Source organism: Silvimonas soli (assembly GCF_030035605.1).
GTDB classification, from domain to species: domain Bacteria; phylum Pseudomonadota; class Gammaproteobacteria; order Burkholderiales; family Chitinibacteraceae; genus Silvimonas; species Silvimonas soli.
On the sequence record NZ_CP106736.1, the window covers coordinates 2,325,648 to 2,346,942 of the forward strand.

Here is a 21,295-nt window from a genome sequence, read left to right on the forward strand (position 1 = left end):
CCCCTCACTTGCCCAACTCGCCGCACATCACAATAAAAAAGGGCGGTCGCCTATCGCGCCGCCATTTTTTTGATCCAATCACTTCGCCCCAATCAACTACGCAACATCTGCAACAACACGTTGTACTGGTGCGAAAGCTCGCTGTCGCTGCTGCGCTGGGCTTCAATGGTGCGGCAGGCGTGCAAAACGGTGGTGTGATCGCGTCCACCGAAAGCATCGCCAATCGCGGGGAGCGACATTGGCGTGAGTTCTTTGGTCAACGACATGGCAATCTGGCGGGGGCGGGCGATGTCCCGGGTGCGCTTTTTGGAATGCATGTCGGCGATCTTGATCTTGTAAAAGTCCGCTACGGTCTTCTGGATGTTCTCAACCGTAATTTGGCGGTTACCGGATGCCAGAATGTCGCGCAGTGCCTCTTTGGCCGCTTCCAGCGTCAGTGACTGATTGGTAAAGCGCGCATACGCCAGCACGCGCTTAAGCGCGCCTTCCAGCTCGCGTACGTTGGAACGGATGTGTTTGGCGATAAAGAACGCCACGGTCGAGTCGAGTTTGAAATTCTCGCGCTCGGCTTTCATCATCAGAATGGCCACGCGCATTTCCAGTTCTGGTGGCTCGATCGCCACCGTCAAACCCCAGGAGAAACGCGACACCAGCCGATCCTGCAAACCATCGATTTCTTTCGGGTAACGGTCCGACGTGATGATGATTTGTTTGTGGCCTTCGACCAGCGCATTGAAGGCGTAGAAGAACTCTTCCTGGGTTTTGTCTTTGCCGACAAAAAACTGGATATCGTCGATCAGCAGCAGATCCAGCGAGTGGTAGTAGCGTTTGAACTCATCAAATGACTTGTGCTGATAAGCGCGCACCACGTCGGCCACGTACTTCTCGGCGTGGATATAACGAATCTTGGCGCCAGGGTTGCGCTGATGTACCGCGTTGCCAATCGCTTGAATCAAGTGAGTCTTACCCAGCCCAACACCGCCATACACGAACAGCGGGTTGTAGCTCACTCCGGGGTTTTCGGCCACTTGTTGTGCAGCGGCGCGCGCCAGTTGGTTGGCTTTACCGGTGACCAGCGTTTCAAAGGTGAAGCTGGGGTTCAGCCGCGTGGTTTCATGATGGGTCGAGCCCATCTGGATGGCGCCCGGGCGATGTTGCTGCACCGGGGCGGGGGACTGGCTGGCTGAACTGGACTGGCTTTGCGGTGCCGGGGATACCGGGCGGCCGGTAGAAACAGGCGGCGGCGGAGCCTTGCGTGGGATATTGCCCACTTTGAGCGAGATGGCGGCGATGCCACCTTCGAAAAACGGGCTGGCGGATTCTTCAATCACGCCCAGATAACGGTCACGGATGAACTGCAGGAAAATCTGGTTGGGAACGATCAGGTTCAGGCTGTCACCAGCGACTTCTGCGACCAGCGGCTTGATCCAGATGCGAAACTGGTCGGCGCCCAGACGTGTTTCCAGTTCGTTCAGGCAATGAGACCAGCAGTTTTCCAGTGCAGACATGACGACTCTTGTTTTGGTGCCCTAATGTCTGGTCTACCGTGGGGTGACGCCAGGCAACAGCGCGGTAACGCTGGCGGCATGCAACCCGCAACTGGCCACTTGCGTAGACGCCAGTTTCGGTAAAGCCCGGTTCGGACTGATTTTTGTGGATCGGTCGGATTCTACGCGCAATGCGGGGACTTATCCACAGGGCCTGTGGGTAGCGCTTATCTATTTATGTTGACAATTTAAGAGCTTAACTGTGTAATTGATGGTTTACTCCAGATTTTTTGCAGGGATCTATCATGAAGCGTACTTTCCAACCTTCCGTTATCAAGCGCAAACGCAATCACGGCTTTCGCGCACGTATGGCAACCCGTGGTGGTCGTGCAGTTCTGCGCGCTCGTCGCTCACGTGGCCGCGCTGTTCTTTCCGCTTAATTTTCAGCGGGTGCGTCCGGTATGTCGGGCGCCACAAGATATCGCTTTACGCGGGCTCAGCGCCTTCTGAAAACGGATGAGTTCTCATCCGTTTTTAGTTTGCGCAACGCAGTCAGCAACGTGCATTTCCAGGTATTGGCCAAACCCAATGCACTGGGACAGGCACGGCTTGGCCTGGTGGTAGGGAAACGAACCGACAACCGGGCAGTGGTACGCAATTACATCAAGCGCACCATACGCGAAACATTCCGCCTGAATGCCCAGGCGCTCAATGGCCTGGATCTGGTTGTGCGTTCACGCCAGGCTTTTGGCCGTTCAGAGCGCGTTGCGGTTCGGGCTGAACTGCTTGAACTGTTTGCCCGGATACGGCGGCGATGTCCCGTCTGATGATCTTTCTGCTGCAAACCTACCGTTACACGTTGAGTCCTTTGCTCGGCGCGCGCTGCCGTTTCTCACCCAGCTGTTCACAATATGCGATCGAAGCTATTGCGAAATATGGCGCAGTGAAAGGCGGGTGGCTTACAATGCGCCGTCTTGCCCGCTGTCATCCCTGGGGCGGTCACGGTCACGACCCGGTTCCTTAACCCGGCTCCTTAATTTCCGAGTACACGATGGATACCCGCAGACTAATTCTGTTCATCGCGATTTCGTTCGGCATCCTCTTCTTCTGGCAGAAGTGGATGGAGCATCGATATCCGCAGACTTCCAATCCGGCTTTGACTGCCAGCGCACCTGCGTCTGGTACTCCTGCCACCACCCCGGGCGCTGCTCCGCAAGATGCTGCTTCGCTGGCCAAAGGTCAGCGCATCAAGGTAACTACTGATCTGTTCGCGGCTGAAATCGACACTGCCGGTGGCGATCTGCGCCAACTGCAGTTGCTCAAGCACGGCGCGCTGGATAACAGCAAGCAGCCGTTCACCTTGCTGCAAGACAGCGGTGCGCACACCTATGTGGCGCAAACCGGCCTGATCGGTGATGGCTTGCCGACACACAAGACCACCTTCACTGCCAGCCAGAACGCCTACGCCTTGGCCGACGGTCAGAACAAAGTGGATGTACGGCTTGAAGCTGCTGGCCCGGATGGCGTGAAGGTTGCCAAGATTTACACCTTCACCCGGGACAGCTACGTCATCAACGTGAGTTACGAGATCGTCAATGGCGGCACCAAGCCACTGACCACGTCCGCGTACTTCCGTCTGTTGCGTGATGGCAAATCGGCTGACGCTGCATCCAGCACCCCGAGTATGTTCGGCGGCGCGCATACCTTCACTGGCCCGGCGGTGTATACCGATAGCGGTAAGTTCCAGAAGGTGGATTTCAGCAAGCTGGACAAGGGCGAAGCCACTTACGTGCAAAGCGCGAAAGACGGCTGGGTTGCGATGATCCAGCATTACTTTGCCAGTGCATGGATCATGTCGCCGCTGGATCAGCCTTCGTCATGTGGTGCCAATGCGTGCCGTTACGATCTGAAGAAGCTGCCAGACGGTTTGTACTCCGCTGGTGCGATTGTTGATCTGCCTGCCATTGCGCCGGGTGCGAAGAAAGACCTGACGGTTGAGTTGTATGCCGGCCCGCAAGAAACGGCCATCATCGACCATATCGCTCCGGGCTTTGACCTGATCAAGGACTACGGCATTTTCACCGTGTTCTCCAAGCCAATCTTCTGGGTGCTGGATCATATCCACAAGGTCGTTGGTAACTGGGGTTGGTCGATCATTCTGCTGACCATGCTGATCAAGGCGTTGTTCTTTCCGCTGGCCGCCAAGAGCTATCGCTCCATGGCCAAGATGCGCAAGCTGGCACCGCGCATGGAACAACTGAAAGAGCGTCATGGCGACGACAAGGTGAAGTTCCAGCAAGCCACGATGGAACTGTACAAGACCGAGAAAGTGAACCCATTGGGCGGATGTCTGCCGATGCTGGTGCAGATTCCGATCTTCATCTCGCTGTACTGGGCCTTGCTGGCTGCGGTTGAACTGCGCCAGGCACCATGGATTCTGTGGATCCACGATCTGTCGGTGAAAGACCCGTACTACGTCTTGCCGGTCTTGATGACCATCTCGATGTACGTGCAAACCTTGCTCAGCCCGCCACCGCCGGACCCGATGCAAGCCAAGATGATGAAGATCATGCCGTTGGCATTCAGCGTGTTCTTCTTCTTCTTCCCGGCCGGTCTGGTGATTTACTGGGTGGTGAACAACTGCTTGTCGATTGCCCAGCAGTACTACATTACCCGGCAGATCGAAAAGCAGGATCAAGTCGTCAAGGCTTGAACTGGCTCAGGTCACTGGTAATTGGTAATAAAAAAAGCCGCCTTAACCGGGCGGCTTTTTTACGTCTGATGTTCACTCAAACGAGCATCACATCCGTACTCCAAGCCGGTACGTCGTCACCTGGCGATAAATCTTGCCGGGCCGCAGAATGACTTGTTCGGCTTCTTCACTGTTGATCTGGTTGGGAAAAGCCTGCGCTTCCAGGCACAAGCCATCTTGCGCGTGCCATGGGCGGCGACCCTCCAGGCCATCCAGATAATTGCCCGTGTACAACTGGATGCCGCGTTCGGTGGTCGCCACGGCCATTTCGCGGCCGCTGGTGGGGTCGTAGACAGTGGCGACTTCGCGCAACTTGCCTGCATCCCCATTCAACACGTAACAATGATCAAACCCGCGAGCCAAGGCCAGTTGCGCGTCCGGCCAATCCAGCCGTGAACCAATCGGCGCGGGTGTGCGGAAATCAAATGCGGTACCCGCCACCGGCTTTTGCTCAACCGGAATGGATTCGGCATCAATGGCGAGGAATGCATCAGCATCCATAGACAGCAAATGTCCGCGAATATCCGATTCGCCGCCAGACAGATTGAAATAAGCGTGATTGGTCAGATTGATCGGCGTGGCGATATCGGTGGCGGCGGCATAGGCAATGGTCAGCGTGCCGGTGTCGTCCAGCCGGTAATCCACTTCCACCCGCAGGTTGCCAGGAAAACCACCGGCGCCATCGGGCGAGATCAACGACAAGCGCAGCGAATCCAGCGATACATGTGCCTGCCAGCGCTGGTTATGAAAACCGGCATTGCCGCCATGCAGGTGATTGTTACCTTCGTTGGCATCCAGCGGATATTCATTGCCATCGATATTGCAGCGCGCGCCTTTGATGCGGTTGGCCCAGCGGCCCGCCACGCTGCCAAAGAAGCCATTGCCACGAATGTAGCCAGCGGCGTCGGGATAACCCAACAACACATCGGCCATGCGACCAGAGCGATCCGGAGCAAACCAGGATACCAGTGATGCACCGATATCAGTCACCACCACCCGCATGTCGTGGGAATTGCGCAGGGTATACAGGCTCGCGCCGCCATCCCAAGGGGCGGTTTGAATGGGCAAAATGGACATGCAATCTCCGGGAAAACTTGTTTTTGTACCGTCCAGGATAAAGACGGGCAGGTCTGAACCACTGGGACCAGCGTAAGGGCCGGTCCTGTCGTTCACTTGATGAGGCAAAGTTTACGCGTCCATAGTGGCTACGGTATGGAGCCACGCATGGACATAGCGGTTAAATCGATTGGCAGATTTAACCGGCTTGGTTACTGAATAAGCACCGGCGGCGCGCCGCGCGCATCCACACTGCGGTCATAAAACTCGCGTGGCGTGCAGCCCAGTTCGCGTTTGAAGACTGCATGCAGATATTGCAACGAGGTAAAGCCGCAACGCACGGCGATCTCGCTGGTCGGCAATTCGCCAGCCAGCAGCATTTCGCGGGCTTTTTCCAGCTTGAATAACAATATTTCCTGGTGCACGGTGTAGCCCAGTTCGCGGCGGAAATAGCTTTCCAGCGATGAGCGTGATACGCCCACATAATCGGCCACCTGTTCGGTCTTGATGCCCTGGCAGGCGTACTGGCGAATGTAATGGCGGGCGCGCATCACGTACGGGCTGGACAATGGCTGGTACTGGCTCGACGCCAATACGTTGATACCTACCGGCGGCACCAGAATGCGGGTCTCGCCCAAGCGGGCACCGTGCAGCATCTGGTGCAGCATGTGCGCGGCGGTGCGGCCCATTTCTTCTGCGCCCTGAGCGACCGAGCTGAGTGGAATACGGTTGAGCGTGCGGGTGAGTGGATCGTTATCAATGCCGATAATCGAGACTTCTTCCGGCACGGCAATTCCCGCTGACAAACACGCCTGTAATAGATGGCGGGCGCGGGCATCGGTGACTGCGATCACGCCTACTGGTTTTGGCAGGCTTTTAAGCCATGCGGCCAGTTGCTCGCTGGCACTGCTCCAGCCGGTTGGCGACGTGGCCAGACCGCGATGGATTTCAGCCTCTTTACCCACCAGCTTGCTGAACGCTTTTTCGCGTTCTTGCGCCCAGCGGTTGATGGACGATTCGGGCAGGCTGTACAGGGCGAAGCGTTCCAGCCCGACGTCGATCAAATGGTCGTGCGCCAGCTTGATCAGTTTGAGATTGTCGGTTGCCACGTACGGCACGCCGCGCGGGTAGTCGGCTTCATTTTGATAAGAGCTACCGACAGCCACTACCGGCAACGGGCTTTTGGCCAAGGCCTCGGCTACGGCCGGGTCATCAAAATCGGCAATGATGCCGTCGCCTTGCCAGTTTTCCAGGCCATTGAGCCGGCAGCGGAAATCTTCTTCCAGAAACAGATCCCATGCCACGCGGGTCGAGCCCAGGTATTCGCCAATGCCGGTGATGACCTGGCGGTCGTAAATCTTGTTGGCATTGAACAGCAAGGCAATGCGATGCGGTGCTTTGCCGTGATTTGGCTGCGCTGGCGTGGTGTGGATCATTACTGAGTTCCCGAAAATCACAAATCAGTGTGGCAATGCGCACCGTTTATGTGCAAAACACCCGGAATAACACGTTTTAAAACAATGTAGCGATTGTAGTGCGCGCCGCATCGGTGCGCAGCAGCTTGCCAAAAAACGGCAACCGCACTGGCCGATTTCGTAATTGTGGGTAGCCGACTACAAAGCCTAGCATTCCCGGCGTCAATCATCCGTTTTCTGGAGTTCCGCCATGGCCGAAGTTTTTGCCAACATCAGCAAGGTCCGTTACGAAGGCCCTGAGTCTGACAACCTGTTTGCGTTTCGTCATTACAACCCGGATGAAGTCATCTTGGGCAAAACCATGGCGGAGCATCTGCGCATTGCCGTGTGTTACTGGCATACCTTCTGCTGGCCGGGTTCGGACGTATTCGGCCCCGGTGTGTTCGAGCGCCCATGGTTCAAGAGCGGCGACGCCATCAGCGTGGCACGCGGCAAGGCCGACGCCGCGTTCGAACTGTTCTCCAAGTTATCCGTACCGTTTTATACCTTCCACGACAACGATGTAGTCAGCGAAGGCAAATCGATCCGCGAATATGTGGAAAACCTCGCACACATGGTGGATTACCTGGAGCAAAAGCAGTCTGAAACCGGCGTGAAGCTGCTGTGGGGTACGGCCAATGCATTCAGCAATCCACGCTATGCCGCCGGTGCTGCCACCAATCCGAATCCGGAAGTCTTCGCCTACGCTGCCACTCAAGTATTCAACGCCATGGGCGCAACGCATCGTCTGGGCGGCGCCAACTACGTGCTGTGGGGGGGTCGTGAAGGCTACGAAACATTGCTCAACACCGATCTGAAACGGGAGCGGGCACAACTGGGCCGCTTTATGCAGATGGTGGTAGAGCACAAATACAAGCTGGGTTTTGGCGGCACCATCCTGATCGAACCCAAGCCGCAAGAACCGACCAAACATCAGTACGACTACGATACCGCTACCGTGTATGGCTTTCTCAAGGACTTCGGCCTGGAGAAAGAAATCAAGGTCAACATCGAAGCCAACCACGCCACGCTGGCAGGCCATTCATTCCAGCACGAGATTGCCACGGCAGTGTCGCTGGGTGTGATGGGTTCCATCGATGCCAACCGTGGCGATCCGCAAAACGGCTGGGATACCGACCAGTTCCCTAACAGCGTTGAAGAAATCACCCTGGCTATTTACGAGATTCTGAAAGGCGGCGGCTTCAAGAACGGTGGCTTTAACTTTGATGCCAAGGTGCGCCGTCAAAGCTCAGATCTGGATGACTTGTTCCTCGGCCATATCGGCGGGATGGACGTCCTGGCGCTGGGCCTGAAGCGCGCGGCCAAGATGATCGAAAACGACAAACTGGCCCAGTTCAAAGCCCAACGTTATGCCGGCTGGGACGGCGAGTTTGGCCGCGGCGTACTGGCCGGCGAGAAAACCCTGGCCGATGTGGCGCAATGGGCGGTTGCCCAGAACATTGATCCCAAGCACGTCAGTGGTCGCCAGGAGCATCTGGAGAACGTCGTTAACCGTTACATCTACGGTTAATACATCGTCCGGGCCCTGCCCGTCGTGACCCCATGCGCGACGGCGCGGGCCAGGAAACACGTCCTGTTCCGGCTAACGGACACGGATGTGTGTTGTCTGGTCGGCGTTTGCTGACTCTCCTCGCCCGCTGTGAGCCGCATCTGTAGCTGATGCGACGATACAACGGCTTTATGGCGCTGCGGACCCGAACCTCGCAGCGCCATTTCTTTGCACGTTGGCCTTTATCAATTGATTACAAATGGAATTTCATGGTGAAAAAACGTCATGAGCTTCGGCAGATTTTGTAATTGTAAGAAGCTGACTACAGGAAGAATCTTGCGGCCAGTATCACAAAACGCATAAAACGCACATTTATGGTGCAAAGCAACACGGGGTCATGATGTTTATTGGAATTGATCTGGGTACGTCCAGCCTGAAAGCCATTTTGCTTGATCGCCAAGGCGTCGTTCGCGCCAGCGTCAGTGCGCCGCTGGAGGTCTCTCGTCCGCAAGCGTTATGGTCAGAGCAATCGCCTGCCGATTGGTGGGCCGCTTGTGAAGCCGCCGTGCCGCAACTGTTGCAGCTAGCCCGTGAGCAAGGCATTGCTGCCAGCGATATCGAAGCCATTGGCCTGACCGGGCAAATGCACGGCGCCACTTTGCTTGACGACCAGGGCCAAGTACTGCGTCCGGCCATTTTATGGAACGATGGCCGCGCGTTTGCCGAATGTGCCGAGCTGGAACGCCGCGTACCTGAATCCCGTGCGATCACCGGCAATCTGATGATGCCCGGTTTCACCGCTCCCAAATTGCTGTGGGTTGCCCGCCATGAGCCGGCCGTGTTTGCCCAGGTCGCCATGGTGCTGCTGCCCAAGGATTACCTGCGTTACCAACTGAGCGGCAATTTCGCCAGCGATCTATCTGACGCCGCTGGCACGCTGTGGCTGGATGTGGGGCAACGTGACTGGAGTGACGAACTGCTGGTCGCCACCGGGCTCACCCGCCGTCATATGCCGCGTCTGTATGAAGGCAACCAGGTTACCGGCTATCTCAAGCCCGAACTGGCCGCCCGTTGGGGTTTGCGGACTATTCCGATTGTGGCTGGTGCCAGTGATAACGCCGCTGGTGCCATTGGCGTCGGCATTGTCGCGCCAGGCCAGGCAATGCTGTCGCTAGGGACCTCCGGCGTTTACTTTGCCGCCTCTGATGGCTTTAACGCCAACCCGCAACGCGCCGTCCACAGTTTTTGCCATGCCCTGCCCGAAACCTGGCACCTGATGTCAGTAATGCTGAGCGCTGCGGCTTGTCTGGATTTCACCGCACAACTGACGGGCTATGCCGACGTTCCGGCTTTGCTTGCCGCTGCGGAACGTCGCACGCTGGACGAGCGTACTCCCACCTTCCTGCCTTATCTGTCGGGTGAGCGGACGCCCCATAACAACCCGGCGGCGCAAGGCGTGTTCTTTGGGCTGACCGGCGCCACCACTCCGGCCGATATGGCCAATGCCACGCTCGAAGGCGTTGCTTTTGGTCTGGCGGATGGCGTTGAGGCGCTGGAATCCACCGGCGTGGTGCCGAACGAAATCACCGTAATAGGTGGTGGATCACGCAGTGCGTATTGGGTACAGATGCTGGCCGACGTGCTGGGTCGCCCGCTGGTATGCCGCTCCGGCGGTGAAGTGGGTCCGGCACTGGGTGCCGCCCGGCTGGCCCATCTGGCGATGGACCCGCAAGCCAGCGTGGCCAAAGTTTGCCCTGTGCCCGAAATCATTGGCCGTTACCAGCCCGATGCGGCTCGTAGCGTCTGGCTGCGCGAGCAACGCCGCCCGCGTTTCAGCCAGTTGTATCAGCAAGTCGAATCTTTGTTCTGACCTGGTGCAGTTGCCACCAGTTTGCTGCAAGCCCCGACGCAGATCGGGGTGGTAAGAGGAAATACGAAGCGTTGTTCACTGTGCGGTGATCGCACATTTCAAACAATAAACGTTCTACGAAATACCTCAGGAGCCATCGATGAAAGCCAAACTGATTACGACCCTGCTAGCCACCGCCACCACTTCCGTTCTGATGTTTGCAGCGCCTGTTGCCCAGGCCAGCAAAGACAAGCCAGTGATCGGCTTTTCGATTGATGACCTGCGCGTCGAGCGCTGGGCTCGCGATCGCGACTATTTCATCGCTGCTGCTGAAAAGCTCGGCGCCAAGGTTTACGTGCAATCGGCTGATGCCAGCGAGCAACGCCAGATTTCGCAAATCGAGAACCTGATTTCGCGTGGTGTTGATGCCATCGTGATCGTGCCGTTTAACGGCAAAGTGCTGACCAACACCATTCGGGAAGCCAAGAAAGCGGGCATCAAGGTCATTTCTTATGACCGCCTGATTTCGGATGCCGACATCGATGCCTACATCACCTTCGACAACACCAAAGTGGGTGAAATGCAGGCCGAAGGCGTGCTGAAGATGAAGAACAAGGGCAATTTCTACCTGCTGGGTGGTTCACCGACCGACAACAACGCCCGAATGCTGCGTGATGGTCAGATGAAGGTGCTCAAGCCGTATATCGACAAGGGCGACATCAAGATTGTCGGTTCGCAGTGGGTTGCCGAATGGAGCCCGCAAAAGGCGCTGACCATTGTGGAAGACGCGCTGACTGCCAACCAGAACAAGATCGATGCCATCGTCGCTTCCAATGACGGCACCGCAGGTGGCGCCATCCAGGCACTGGCTGCACAAAAACTGGCCGGTATCGTGCCGGTTTCCGGTCAGGATGCCGATCTGGCTGCGGTTAAACGCGTGATTGCCGGCACCCAGGCCATGACCGTGTACAAGCCGCTGCGTCTGATTGCCACTGAAGCCGCCCAATTGTCGGTCAACCTGGTGCAGGACAAGCCGGTGAAATATGACACTCAGCTTGATAATGGCGTGAAGAAGGTCAACACCATCCTGCTCAAGCCAACCATGCTGACCAAAGAAAACGCGGCAGATGTCGTAGTGAAAGACAACTTCTACACCCAGGCGCAATTGTCCGCGCAGTAAGCCTTACCAGCATGACGCAGGGTGGATGCGCTGCAAGCTGTTCACCCTGCGTATGTTCAATATGCAATGCATGTGGGAAACACGATGTCTGATTTCCTGATGGAAATGCGCAATATCCGCAAGTCGTTTTCGGGCGTGAAAGCGCTTGATGGCATTGATTTGCGTATCCGCGCAGGTGAGTGTGTTGGCTTGTGCGGTGAAAACGGCGCGGGTAAATCCACCCTGATGAAAGTGCTGTCGGCGGTGTATCCGCACGGTAGCTGGGAAGGCGAGACCCTCTGGCAAGGTCAGCCCTTGCAGGCACAGACGATCAAGGAAACCGAAGAAGCCGGCATCGTCATCATCCACCAGGAATTGATGCTGGTGCCCGAGTTGTCGGTGACCGAGAACATCTTTCTGGGCAATGAAATCACCTTGCCGGGCGGGCGCATGAATTACGCAGCCATGCACCAGCGCGCTCAGGCTTTGATGGCCGAGCTGGAAATGCCGCAAGTGAACGTAGCGTTGCCGGTCTACAACTACGGCGGCGGCCAGCAGCAACTGGTGGAAATTGCCAAGGCACTGAACAAAAAAGCCAAATTACTGATTCTGGATGAGCCGTCATCGTCGCTCACCACCTCTGAAATCAAGGTGCTGCTGAACATCATCAAGGCGCTCAAAGCCAAGGGTGTGGCGTGCGTGTACATCTCGCACAAACTGGATGAAGTGGCCGAGATTTGCGACACCGTAACGGTCATCCGCGATGGCACGCATGTGGCCACGCAGCCGATGGCTTCGCTCACCGTCGACCGCATTATCTCGATGATGGTCGGGCGCGATATCGCCAATCTGTACCCGCGCGAACCCCACGAGATTGGCGACGAAGTAGTGCTGCAGGTGCAGAACGTCACCTGTTATGACGTGACCAATCCGGCGCGGCGCAAAGTCAAAAATGTGTCTTTCGAACTGCGCCGTGGCGAGATTCTGGGTGTGGCCGGGCTGGTCGGCGCCGGGCGCACTGAGCTGGTGTCCACGCTGTTTGGCGCGTATCGCGGCAAGCATGACGCCACCGTCAAACTGCACGGCAAAGTGATTGATGTGTCTTCGCCGATCAAGGCCATCCGCCACGGCATCTGCATGGTGCCGGAAGATCGCAAGCAGCACGGCATCGTGCCGGAATTCGGCGTGGGCTGGAATATTTCGCTGCCGGTGCTGGGCAAGTATTCGCACAGCGGGCGCATTGATAAAAGCGAAGAGCTACAAACGGTCATGCAGGAAATCGGCAGGCTGAAGATCAAAACGGCCAGTCCGCATCTGAAGATCACCGGTTTGTCTGGCGGCAACCAGCAAAAGGTGGTGCTGGCCAAAATGCTGCAGCCCAAGCCGGACATCCTGATTCTGGATGAGCCCACGCGCGGTGTGGATGTCGGCGCCAAATATGAAATCTACAAACTGATGTTTGAACTGGCGCGCCAGGGCATCAGCATCATCATGGTTTCCAGCGAACTGGCCGAGGTGCTGGGCGTGAGTGATCGGGTGCTGGTAATGGGCGAGGGCGAGTTGCGTGGCGATTTCGTCAACGATGGCCTGACCCAGGAACAAGTGCTGGCCGCCGCGCTGACGCCACTGGCGCAGCAAGCTGCGGCATCGGCCAATTCAAACAGTGCCGCGCCGGTCGCGGCCTGAACCGGTTACAAGAACAGGGAGCTTCAAACATGAAAACCGGCACACTCGCCGCCGACAACGGATTGTCGGGTAACAACGCCAGCCGCGGTGGCTTTCCCGGCATCAAGCAGATATTCAGCCAGAACAAGATACTGGCGCTGCTGATTGCCATTGCGGTGATCTGGGCCTTCTTTGCCTGGAAGACCGAAGGCGGCTATTTGACCGCGCGCAATTTGTCCAACCTGCTGCGGCAGATGTCCATCACTGGCATGCTCGCCAGCGCCATGGTGTTCGTCATCATTGCTGGTGAAATCGACTTGTCGGTGGGCTCGTTGCTGGGCTTGCTCGGCGGCATCGCCGCCGTGCTGGATGTGACCTACCACATGCCACTGGCGGCCAACCTGGCCATCGTCTGCGGGCTGGGTCTGCTGGTTGGTTTGTTCAATGGTTACTGGGCGGCTTACCTGCGGGTCCCTTCGTTTATTGTGGGTCTGGGCGGCATGCTGGCATTTCGTGGCGTGCTGCTGGGGGTTACCGGCGGCACCACGATTGCGCCGGTGTCTGACCAGCTGGTGTATCTGGGCCAGGGTTATCTGCCGCTGTTGTGGGGTGATCTGCTGGGCGTGTTGCTGTTTGTGGTCGCGGGCATCATTACCTGGCGCGCACGTCTGAACCACGCCCGCTACGGTTTGCCAGTGGCGCCGCTGTGGCGCGATATCGCCAAGGTGATCGCCGCCGGTGTGTTGATCTTCGGCTTTGTGCGCACGCTCAACGCTTATGACGGCATTCCGATTCCGGTGTTGCTGCTGATGGTGTTGCTGGCTGTGTTTACCTATATGGCCACGCAAACGGTGTTCGGCCGCCGCATCTACGCCGTGGGCAGCAATATGGAAGCCACGCGTTTGTCTGGCGTGAATGTGCGCGGCGTGAAGCTGGCCATCTTCGGCATCATGGGGCTGATGTGCGCGTTTGCCGGCGTGGTGAATACCGCACGGCTGGCCGCTGGCTCGCCTTCGGCCGGTTCGATGGGCGAACTGGATGCCATTGCCGCATGTTTCATTGGCGGTACCTCCATGCGTGGCGGCGTCGGCACCGTGCATGGTGCGCTGATCGGTGCGCTGGTCATGGCTAGCCTGGATAACGGCATGTCCATGCTTGACGTGGATTCGTTCTGGCAAATGATCGTCAAAGGCGCGATCTTGCTGCTGGCGGTGTGGATCGACGTGATTTCGCGCTCCGGCTCACGCTAGACCGGTTTTGGACTAGCCCGGCCGTCGTGGCCACAACAAGCGCGGGGCAGCAATGCCGAGGGTGAGAGACAGCAAGATCATCACCGCCCGGATGGCGCTGACCCCCGCTTCAGTCAGCAACACCCCGCCTTCAGTCGGCACTTTCAACAATGCGATATGCAGCAGCGCTTGCACTGCGTGATACATCGACGTGCCAGGCACCATCGGAATGGCGGCGCTGATGGCATAAACCGCGCTGATCTGGCGGGTACGCTGCGCCAGCCATTGTCCGGCAAAGCCCAAAAAAAGCGCGGCAAACAAGGTGGCGATGACCAGATCAATACCCCACAGCACCAGCAAACTGCGCAAGCCGTGGGCGAGCACGGCCAGCAAACAGCAAGCGGGCAGCACCCGCGGCGGCACGTTGAACAGCAGCGCGAAACCCAAGGCGGCGGGCGCGGCCCACAATTCCAGTAACCAGGCGTTCATGATCCGGTCACCCGCAACGCCAGGCTCATGCCCAGGGCGATACCCAGTATGAACACGGCGCTCATGGTCAGTCGCACGTTGCCGTTCAGGTAATTGCCACTGAGCAAATCACTCATGCCGTTGATGAGCGGCACACCGGGGATCAGAAACAGCACGCAAGCGGCCAGTGCGGCATCGGGTGTGGCGGTTAAATGGCGCAACGCCCCAACGATCAGCGTGGCAACGAAAGCGCTGACCGTGGCAAAGATCAGCGGCTGGAAATGGCGCGCGGCCAGCCATTGGCGCAGCAACATGCCCAAACTGCTGCCCAGTGCGGTAATCGCAATGGCCATTAGATCGCCATGAAACAACGCCGCGAAACCGCCGCAGGCCAGCCCGACCAGCCCTGCCACCAGCCATTGCGGGTAATGCCGTGGCCAGCCTTCAATCTGTAGCAGCAGCATATGAAAAGCATCGCGGGCGATGCGGCCGGATTCGAGCGCGCTGATGGCGTGCTCAACCGCATTGAGCGCCCGGAAATTCACGCCCATATGCGGTGCCTTGCGTAGCGCCGTCTCACGCAGGCTACCGTGTTCAACGGTCAGCCCCAGATTGAGCGAAGACACCACCGTATCGGCGCGCTGTGCCCCCAACGCCAGCGCAGCGCGCTGCATGACGTTGCTGGTTCGTGCAGTATCTCCACCGCAGCTGTGCGCAATCAGGCCCGCAAGTAGTGCGATGTCGGTGAGGGTGGCCAGATTGGCCGGAGTCATTGAGTCAGGAGCAGTCATGCCCCCATTTTAGAGGTCGCCAATGCGGTTTGCCGTTGTCGCCGCACAAACCGCCACGCCAGCAGCAGGCCCAGCAAAATGGCGTAGATCAAAGGTTGGGTGATGTCGCGCTTCACCAGCCACCAGTAATGCAGGACGCCCAGTGTGGCAATCACATAAATCAGCTTGTGCAGGCGGGCCCAGTTGCGTTTAAGCCGCCGGACCATCTTGTCGGTCGACGTTACTGCCAGCGGAATCAACAATACAAAGGCCAGGAAACCGACGGTGATGAAAGGGCGTTTGACGATATCGCGCAGAATCTGGTGGAAATCAAAAAAGTGATCCAGCACCAGCCACGTCAAAAAGTGCATGCACACGTAAAAGAACGCATACAGGCCCAACATGCGCCGGAACCGGATCAGCTCGTTTCTTCCCGTGATCTGACGCAATGGGGTGATGGTGAGGGTGATCAGCAGAAAATTGAGCGTCCATGTCCCGGTCTGGTGGGTGATGAACTCGATCGGGTTGATTGCGGTCTGCGCCAGCCACGCGGTGCGTGCCAGCGGAATCAGACAGATAAAAAACAGCGCAATTTTCAGGCGCTTGAAGGTCAGGGCAGACATGGTGCGATTCCGGAACGAGTAGCGATATAAGTTTTGTCGTGAATCGGGCAGGTATATGACAAGCCTACACCGGTATAATTACGCGTTTTGATCAACTTTGGATGCACAACATGCCCGTAAGTGCCCTGCAGCGCGCCCACCGCATTGTCGTCAAGGTGGGTTCCAGCCTGGTAACCAACGAAGGCCGTGGTCTGGACCACGCCGCGCTGGCTCGCTGGGCGGCGGAAATCGCCGAGCTGGCCGCATTGGGCAAAGAGGTAGTGTTGGTGTCATCCGGCGCGGTGGCGGAAGGCGTGGCGCGGCTGGGCTGGAAAGAAAAGCCCACGGCTATTCACGAAAAACAAGCCGCCGCTGCTGTGGGCCAGATGGGTTTGTGCCAGGCCTACGAATCGGCTTTTCGAGCGCATGGTCTGAAAACCGCACAGGTATTGCTCACGCATGAAGATATGGCTGACCGCACGCGCTATCTGAACGCGCGCACCACGCTGCTCACATTGTTGTCGCTGGGCGTGATTCCGATCATCAATGAGAACGACACAGTGGTCACCGCTGAGATCAAGTTTGGTGACAACGACACGCTGGGCGCGCTGGTGACCAATCTGGTCGAAGGTGATGCGCTGGTTATCCTCACTGACCAGCAAGGCTTGTTCACTGCCGACCCGCGCAAAGACCCGACGGCAACGCTGATTCAGGAAGCACGCGCTGGCGATGCCGCGCTGGAAGCCATGGCTGGCGGCGCGGGTTCCAACGTGGGGACTGGTGGCATGCTGACCAAGGTGATCGCGGCCAAGCGGGCAGCGCGTAGCGGTGCAGCAACCATCATCGCCAGCGGGCGTGAGCAAAAGGTGCTGACCCGGCTGGCCAGTGGCGAGGCCATTGGCACGCAACTGGTGCCAGAGAAAACCCCGCTGGCAGCGCGCAAACAATGGATTGCAGCACATTTGCAAGTGAGGGGGCGGCTGATGCTGGACGAGGGCGCCAGCCGCGCGTTGACCGAGAAAGGGTCCAGCCTGTTGCCGATTGGGGTGATCACGGTCGAAGGCGAGTTCTCGCGCGGCGAGATGGTCAGCTGTATCGACGCCGAAGGACGCGAAATCGCACGTGGTCTGGTCAACTACCCGGCGGGTGATGCACGCCGTATCCTGCGCCAGCCGACCGGGCAGATTGAGGCCATTCTGGGCTATCTGGAAGAACCGGAACTGATCCATCGCGATAACCTGGTGCTGCTGTAATCCTCGCGGGGAAGGCAGAAAAACAAAAAGGACTGCATAGGCAGTCCTTTTTGTTTGAAACGGCACGGCTGGCTTATTTGCCCAGACCAGCGCCATTCTGACCAGCACCTGCGGTGGTGCCTGCCGGGCTGCGGCAACCAGGGCAACTGGCGTTGACTGGCGTCTTGTTCCCCAGCTCGGATTTCATGTCCTTGATGGAGAGCGGATCGCGCATGCTGCATAGCGAGTCGTACAACGGCGACTGATACGTGTTGTAGCCGCTTTCCTGCACTTGTTGCCATTTACGGGTCAGCGTGGCCCAGACCGGGTTGTCGCTGTTGGCGTAATAGTAAGTGCGGTACTGGCCGGTATCGCAATCCAGCCCTTCGTAAACGTAGTTGTATTTGCCGTTGCGCAGCGGAATCCCCACGGCGTAACGCACGATCTTGTCTTTATCACCGATCGAAAGGCTGTCTTTGGAGATGATGAAGCGCTCGGTACCCCAAGCGTAGTTATTGCGAATTTGTGTCCAGTCGCCCAGCTTGGCCAGCTCCGGCGGGGTGAACGCTTGCTCGGCAGGAACCGGCAGCACATCTTTAAAGAAATTGGTAAAACTGGATTTTTGCGAGCCATCACCATCGCTGTTGGTGTTGTCGTGATTGGCATCACGCGGATTGTCCGGGTTCTCGCCAACCACACCGGCAAAAACGGGCAGTGCCGCAAACAGGGCGATAAGCGCGGCGGGGATAATGCGTTTCAAGATGTCTAGCTCCATGGGCGGGATGGCCGCAATACCTGTGTGGCGGGGCCGGTCACAACCCGATAATCATACGCTGATCCGCTTTTCGGCGCGCCTGGCGTGTGTAAATGACCGCTACAAGCGCCGCTCGGCACGGCGGGCGCATCCAGCGTAAAATGCCGGATTCGCCCAGATAATAAATGATATGGAATCGCCCATGGATGCCGATCTTGCCATTGATCTTTCCGGCCTGAATTGCCCGCTGCCGATCTTGCGCACCAAAAAAGCGCTGGCCACTTTGCAAGGCGGCCAGACAGTTCACGTGGTTTGCACCGATCCGGCCACCTTGAAAGACTTTGAAGCTTTCTGCAAACAGACCGGCAACACCTTGCTGCAGGGCGCCGAAATTGACGGCAAATTCATATTCCTGATCCAGAAACGCCAGCAGGCCTGAACCCAAATGACCCAAACCATTACCATTACCCGCCCCGACGACTGGCATCTGCATCTGCGTGATGACGCCTTGATGGCCGCTGTATTGCCGCACACTGCGCGTGAATTTGCCCGCGCCATTGTGATGCCCAATCTCAAGCCGCCGGTGACCACCACAGAACTGGCTGCGGCGTATCGCGCGCGCATTCTTGCCGCATTGCCAGTGGGGCTGGATTTTGAACCGCTGATGACTTTGTATCTGACCGATCGCACTGACGCTGCCGAAGTCGCGCGCGCCAAAGCCTCTGGTTTCGTCCATGGCATCAAGCTGTATCCGGCAGGGGCGACGACCAACTCTGATAGCGGCGTGACATCGTTTGAAAAAGTTATGCCCGCGCTGGAGAAAATGGCCGAATTGGGCCTGCCGTTGCTGGTGCATGGTGAAGTGACCGATCAAAGCGTGGATGTGTTTGATCGTGAAGCCGTGTTTATCGAAACCATTCTGGCGCCGTTGTTGCAACGCCTGCCCGAACTGCGGGTGGTGCTGGAACATATCACCACGCAGCAAGCGGCCGAGTTTGTGGCCTCGTCTTCGGCCAACGTGGCCGCCACGGTCACCGCGCACCATCTGCTGATGAATCGCAACGCCATGTTTACCGGCGGCATTCGTCCGCATCATTACTGCTTGCCGGTGCTCAAGCGCGAATTGCATCGCGAAGCGCTGGTGCGTGCCGTGACCAGTGGCTCGAACAAGTTCTTCCTGGGTACCGACAGTGCACCGCACGCCCGTCACACCAAGGAAAACGCCTGTGGCTGCGCGGGCATGTACACCGCGCACGCCGCATTGCCGCTGTATGCCGAAGTGTTTGACCGCGCCGGCGCACTGGACAAGTTCGAGGCCTTTGCCAGCTTTAACGGCCCGGATTTCTACCGCTTGCCGCGCAATAGCGGCTCGGTCACTTTGACTAAAACCGCATGGACCGTGCCGTCTGAATATCCATTTGGCGAAAACACCGTCGTGCCACTGCGTGCCGGTGAGCAAATCGACTGGACCCTGAACGCGTGAGGGCGCTGGTCCACCGCAATGCCAGCAAACCGGCCTGGCTGATCTTTGGCCTGGTGCTGCTGGCCACCGCTTTCTGGGGCTGGCCGCTGATTGATTCGCCGCGCTTCGAAAATCATTTTTTCGGCTTGTTCTGGTATTCGATGATCGCTCTGGCGGCGGCGTTCTGGGCTTTTCCGGCAGAACAACGCGTCTACGATGGCGTGCTGGAGCGACGCATCTGCCTGTTCGGGCTGATTCCGGTGCGCACGCGGCAAATTCCGCTCAGCGCGTTTACCCGCGTGATGCTGGATCAAGAGCCCAACGTGATCGGCCCGGACAGCATCTGGGTCTGTCTGGCTGACGATGGCGAGGCCCGTTTTGTGTTCGCCCACTACCGTGCCACCACCGCAGGTGTGCGCAAAGGGGTGGAGCAAGTACACCGTCTGGCAGAGCTGACTGGATTGCCGTTTGCCCAAAGTGACCCTGAGGCCTGATAATGGCGGCCGCGAAGCAAGCCAGACAGCCGCTGCCCGTTATTAATACACGGGGGGAGGAAAGTCCGGGCTCCGCAGGGCAGGATGCCGGCTAACGGCCGGGCGCCGTGAGGCGACGGAAAGTGCAACAGAGAGTAGACCGCCGATGGCAGGACTTTGTCCACATTTGCATGATGCGGCTTTGGTCGTGTCTACAAATGGCACAGGCAAGGGTGAAACGGTGCGGTAAGAGCGCACCAGCGTCCCGGGCAACCGGGCGGCTCGGTAAACCCCATCCGGAGCAAGACCAAGCAGCAGGCGTTGAGGTGGCCCGCCGAGCCTGCGGGTAGGTTGCAAGAGCCCACTAGTAATGGTGGGCGTAGAGGAATGGCTGTCAGGATGCGCGAGCATCTGTACAAAACCCGGCTTATCGGCTGGCTTCGCCCCTCACATTTTGCTATTTCAGCATGCATGAAAGCCACCGAGTTGATCGGTGGTTTTTTTGTTTTTAAGCGTGATGGCTGGTTTTATTGGCCAATGTTGGGAGTCCGGATGAAGGCCACTTCCTGGCATAACCGTTAACGGGAATGCAGGCGATATTGGCGTGAGGCAAATGCTGATGGCTCGTTGGCGCATTGCTTCCCCGGATTCTCACTTCGTTTCACCCAGGCTACGGGATTGTTGGTGAACAGTCCCGTTTGGGGGGCCTTGTACTGGATTCCCACCTGTACGGGATTGACGACGTAATGGTTCTTGTTGGTTCTTGTCGTTGATATGACCAGGTGGAATGCGGCCGCTCTACAAAGTCCAATATCGCCACTCAATCGGGAGTTGGTGTGCCGCCAGGAAGAAAAGGCTCTTAAAGCCAGTCCCCCAAATAAAAAAGCCCGGCATAAACCGGGCTTTTTTTTGTTGAACCAGCAATCTGCAGATTCAACGCCGCTCAAATACCGTCTTGCGGATTGGCGCCATGCAGGCGCTGCTCCAGATCCAGTACCCGCGCTTCCAGTTCCGCCAGCTTCTCACGGCTGCGCGCCAGCACTTCTTGCTGGATTTCGAATTCTTCACGTGTCACCAGATCCAGCTTGGTGAAGGCCGAGCTCATCATTGCACGTACGTTTTTTTCCACATCCCGCGCCGGGCTGTTGGCGATGGCGTCGGAGATCTTGCTGGAAATTTCGTCGAACAGTTTTTCCTTGATCATGCCGCTTCTCCTGAATGGTTTGCACCTTATCAGTTTAGCAGAGCAGCGCAGAATGCCTACCGCAGGCTGAAATGCTTACGTGAATATTTCTTCAGGCAATGCGCACTTGCATGGTGCATATTGAATTTTCAACTTGGTTCACGCGCGCAAATTCGGTGCGGTTTACCAG

The 21,295-nt window shown here is 57.7% G+C and carries 21 protein-coding genes and 1 other RNA gene; 14 read left to right on the top strand and 8 right to left on the bottom strand.

The annotated features are described in order from the left end of the window. Positions 1–92 precede the first annotated feature (92 nt). On the bottom strand, positions 93–1,508 hold the full coding sequence (dnaA, locus tag N7220_RS10720; protein WP_283147515.1) for a chromosomal replication initiator protein DnaA: 1,416 nt from the start codon (positions 1,506–1,508) through the stop codon (positions 93–95). A gap of 284 nt (positions 1,509–1,792) precedes the next feature. Between dnaA and rpmH the strand changes: the two genes are divergently transcribed. Genes rpmH through yidC form a run of 4 tightly spaced genes read left to right on the top strand, consistent with a single transcriptional unit; the run spans position 1,793 to position 4,200 of the window. Then, on the top strand, positions 1,793–1,927 hold the full coding sequence (gene rpmH / locus N7220_RS10725; protein ID WP_283147516.1) for a 50S ribosomal protein L34: 135 nt from the start codon (positions 1,793–1,795) through the stop codon (positions 1,925–1,927). A gap of 21 nt (positions 1,928–1,948) precedes the next feature. Continuing rightward, positions 1,949–2,314, top strand: coding sequence for a ribonuclease P protein component (gene rnpA / locus N7220_RS10730; RefSeq protein WP_283147517.1), 366 nt, complete (start codon positions 1,949–1,951; stop codon positions 2,312–2,314). Beyond that, a complete protein-coding gene (yidD, locus tag N7220_RS10735) occupies positions 2,302–2,511 on the top strand; it encodes a membrane protein insertion efficiency factor YidD (RefSeq protein ID WP_283147518.1) in 210 nt (69 codons plus the stop codon). The genes rnpA and yidD overlap by 13 nt, the downstream gene beginning before the upstream one ends. Positions 2,512–2,538: 27 nt before the next feature. After that, positions 2,539–4,200 (top strand): membrane protein insertase YidC, encoded by a 1,662-nt coding sequence (gene yidC, locus N7220_RS10740; protein ID WP_283147519.1) that lies wholly within the window; start codon positions 2,539–2,541, stop codon positions 4,198–4,200. A gap of 87 nt (positions 4,201–4,287) precedes the next feature. Here the strand turns inward: yidC and N7220_RS10745 are convergent, their stop codons facing one another. Together N7220_RS10745 and N7220_RS10750 are read right to left on the bottom strand one after the other, a co-directional pair. Next, complete coding sequence (locus tag N7220_RS10745; protein ID WP_283147520.1) at positions 4,288–5,316, bottom strand: aldose epimerase family protein; 1,029 nt, start codon at positions 5,314–5,316, stop codon at positions 4,288–4,290. 191 nt (positions 5,317–5,507) lie between these two features. Continuing rightward, positions 5,508–6,731 (bottom strand): XylR family transcriptional regulator, encoded by a 1,224-nt coding sequence (locus N7220_RS10750; protein ID WP_283147521.1) that lies wholly within the window; start codon positions 6,729–6,731, stop codon positions 5,508–5,510. Positions 6,732–6,960: 229 nt separating this feature from the next. Between N7220_RS10750 and xylA the strand changes: the two genes are divergently transcribed. From xylA to N7220_RS10775, 5 genes are all read left to right on the top strand, one after another. Next, positions 6,961–8,280 (top strand): xylose isomerase, encoded by a 1,320-nt coding sequence (gene xylA / locus N7220_RS10755; RefSeq protein WP_283147522.1) that lies wholly within the window; start codon positions 6,961–6,963, stop codon positions 8,278–8,280. A gap of 376 nt (positions 8,281–8,656) precedes the next feature. Then, complete coding sequence (gene xylB, locus N7220_RS10760; RefSeq protein WP_390901487.1) at positions 8,657–10,129, top strand: xylulokinase; 1,473 nt, start codon at positions 8,657–8,659, stop codon at positions 10,127–10,129. Positions 10,130–10,268: 139 nt separating this feature from the next. Continuing rightward, on the top strand, positions 10,269–11,288 hold the full coding sequence (gene xylF / locus N7220_RS10765; RefSeq protein WP_283147523.1) for a D-xylose ABC transporter substrate-binding protein: 1,020 nt from the start codon (positions 10,269–10,271) through the stop codon (positions 11,286–11,288). Between the two features lie 84 nt (positions 11,289–11,372). Then, positions 11,373–12,953 carry a D-xylose ABC transporter ATP-binding protein gene (gene xylG / locus N7220_RS10770; RefSeq protein ID WP_283147524.1) on the top strand — a complete coding sequence of 527 codons (1,581 nt, stop codon included), beginning with the start codon at positions 11,373–11,375 and terminating at the stop codon, positions 12,951–12,953. Positions 12,954–12,982: 29 nt separating this feature from the next. Further along, positions 12,983–14,182, top strand: coding sequence for a sugar ABC transporter permease (locus N7220_RS10775; protein WP_283147525.1), 1,200 nt, complete (start codon positions 12,983–12,985; stop codon positions 14,180–14,182). A 12-nt stretch (positions 14,183–14,194) separates the two neighbouring features. On the opposite strand, the gene N7220_RS10780 is transcribed toward N7220_RS10775, so the two are convergent. From N7220_RS10780 to N7220_RS10790, 3 genes are read right to left on the bottom strand one after another with little or no spacing between them, the layout of a single operon-like run. Then, the gene (locus N7220_RS10780; protein ID WP_283147526.1) at positions 14,195–14,650 is read right to left on the bottom strand and encodes a threonine/serine exporter family protein; all 456 of its coding nucleotides are present in this window, start codon (positions 14,648–14,650) and stop codon (positions 14,195–14,197) included. Then, positions 14,647–15,420 (bottom strand): threonine/serine exporter family protein, encoded by a 774-nt coding sequence (locus N7220_RS10785; RefSeq protein ID WP_283147527.1) that lies wholly within the window; start codon positions 15,418–15,420, stop codon positions 14,647–14,649. Before N7220_RS10785 ends, N7220_RS10780 begins: the two co-directional genes overlap by 4 nt. Further along, positions 15,417–16,022 carry a protein-methionine-sulfoxide reductase heme-binding subunit MsrQ gene (locus N7220_RS10790; RefSeq protein ID WP_283147528.1) on the bottom strand — a complete coding sequence of 202 codons (606 nt, stop codon included), beginning with the start codon at positions 16,020–16,022 and terminating at the stop codon, positions 15,417–15,419. The genes N7220_RS10785 and N7220_RS10790 overlap by 4 nt, the downstream gene beginning before the upstream one ends. A 110-nt stretch (positions 16,023–16,132) precedes the next feature. Here N7220_RS10790 and proB point away from each other — a divergent pair, with 110 nt between their 5' ends. Further along, positions 16,133–17,254, top strand: coding sequence for a glutamate 5-kinase (proB, locus tag N7220_RS10795; RefSeq protein ID WP_283147529.1), 1,122 nt, complete (start codon positions 16,133–16,135; stop codon positions 17,252–17,254). A 73-nt stretch (positions 17,255–17,327) separates the two neighbouring features. Here proB and N7220_RS10800 read toward each other — a convergent pair whose 3' ends face one another. Continuing rightward, entirely contained in the window at positions 17,328–17,993 is a 666-nt protein-coding gene (locus N7220_RS10800; RefSeq protein ID WP_283147530.1) for a CNP1-like family protein, read from the bottom strand. Between the two features lie 196 nt (positions 17,994–18,189). Here N7220_RS10800 and N7220_RS10805 point away from each other — a divergent pair, with 196 nt between their 5' ends. The 4 genes from N7220_RS10805 to rnpB all read left to right on the top strand — a co-directional run bounded on the left by N7220_RS10805 (position 18,190) and on the right by rnpB (position 20,368). Next, complete coding sequence (locus N7220_RS10805; protein ID WP_283147531.1) at positions 18,190–18,426, top strand: sulfurtransferase TusA family protein; 237 nt, start codon at positions 18,190–18,192, stop codon at positions 18,424–18,426. Positions 18,427–18,432: 6 nt separating this feature from the next. Continuing rightward, a complete protein-coding gene (pyrC, locus tag N7220_RS10810; RefSeq protein ID WP_283147532.1) occupies positions 18,433–19,470 on the top strand; it encodes a dihydroorotase in 1,038 nt (345 codons plus the stop codon). Further along, the gene (locus N7220_RS10815; RefSeq protein ID WP_283147533.1) at positions 19,467–19,943 is read left to right on the top strand and encodes a hypothetical protein; all 477 of its coding nucleotides are present in this window, start codon (positions 19,467–19,469) and stop codon (positions 19,941–19,943) included. The genes pyrC and N7220_RS10815 overlap by 4 nt, the downstream gene beginning before the upstream one ends. Positions 19,944–19,956: 13 nt before the next feature. Beyond that, an RNA gene (gene rnpB, locus N7220_RS10820) (RNase P RNA component class A) lies at positions 19,957–20,368 on the top strand. Positions 20,369–20,865: 497 nt separating this feature from the next. Here rnpB and N7220_RS10825 read toward each other — a convergent pair. Continuing rightward, the gene (locus N7220_RS10825) at positions 20,866–21,126 is read right to left on the bottom strand and encodes an accessory factor UbiK family protein (protein ID WP_283147534.1); all 261 of its coding nucleotides are present in this window, start codon (positions 21,124–21,126) and stop codon (positions 20,866–20,868) included. Positions 21,127–21,295: the final 169 nt, after the last annotated feature.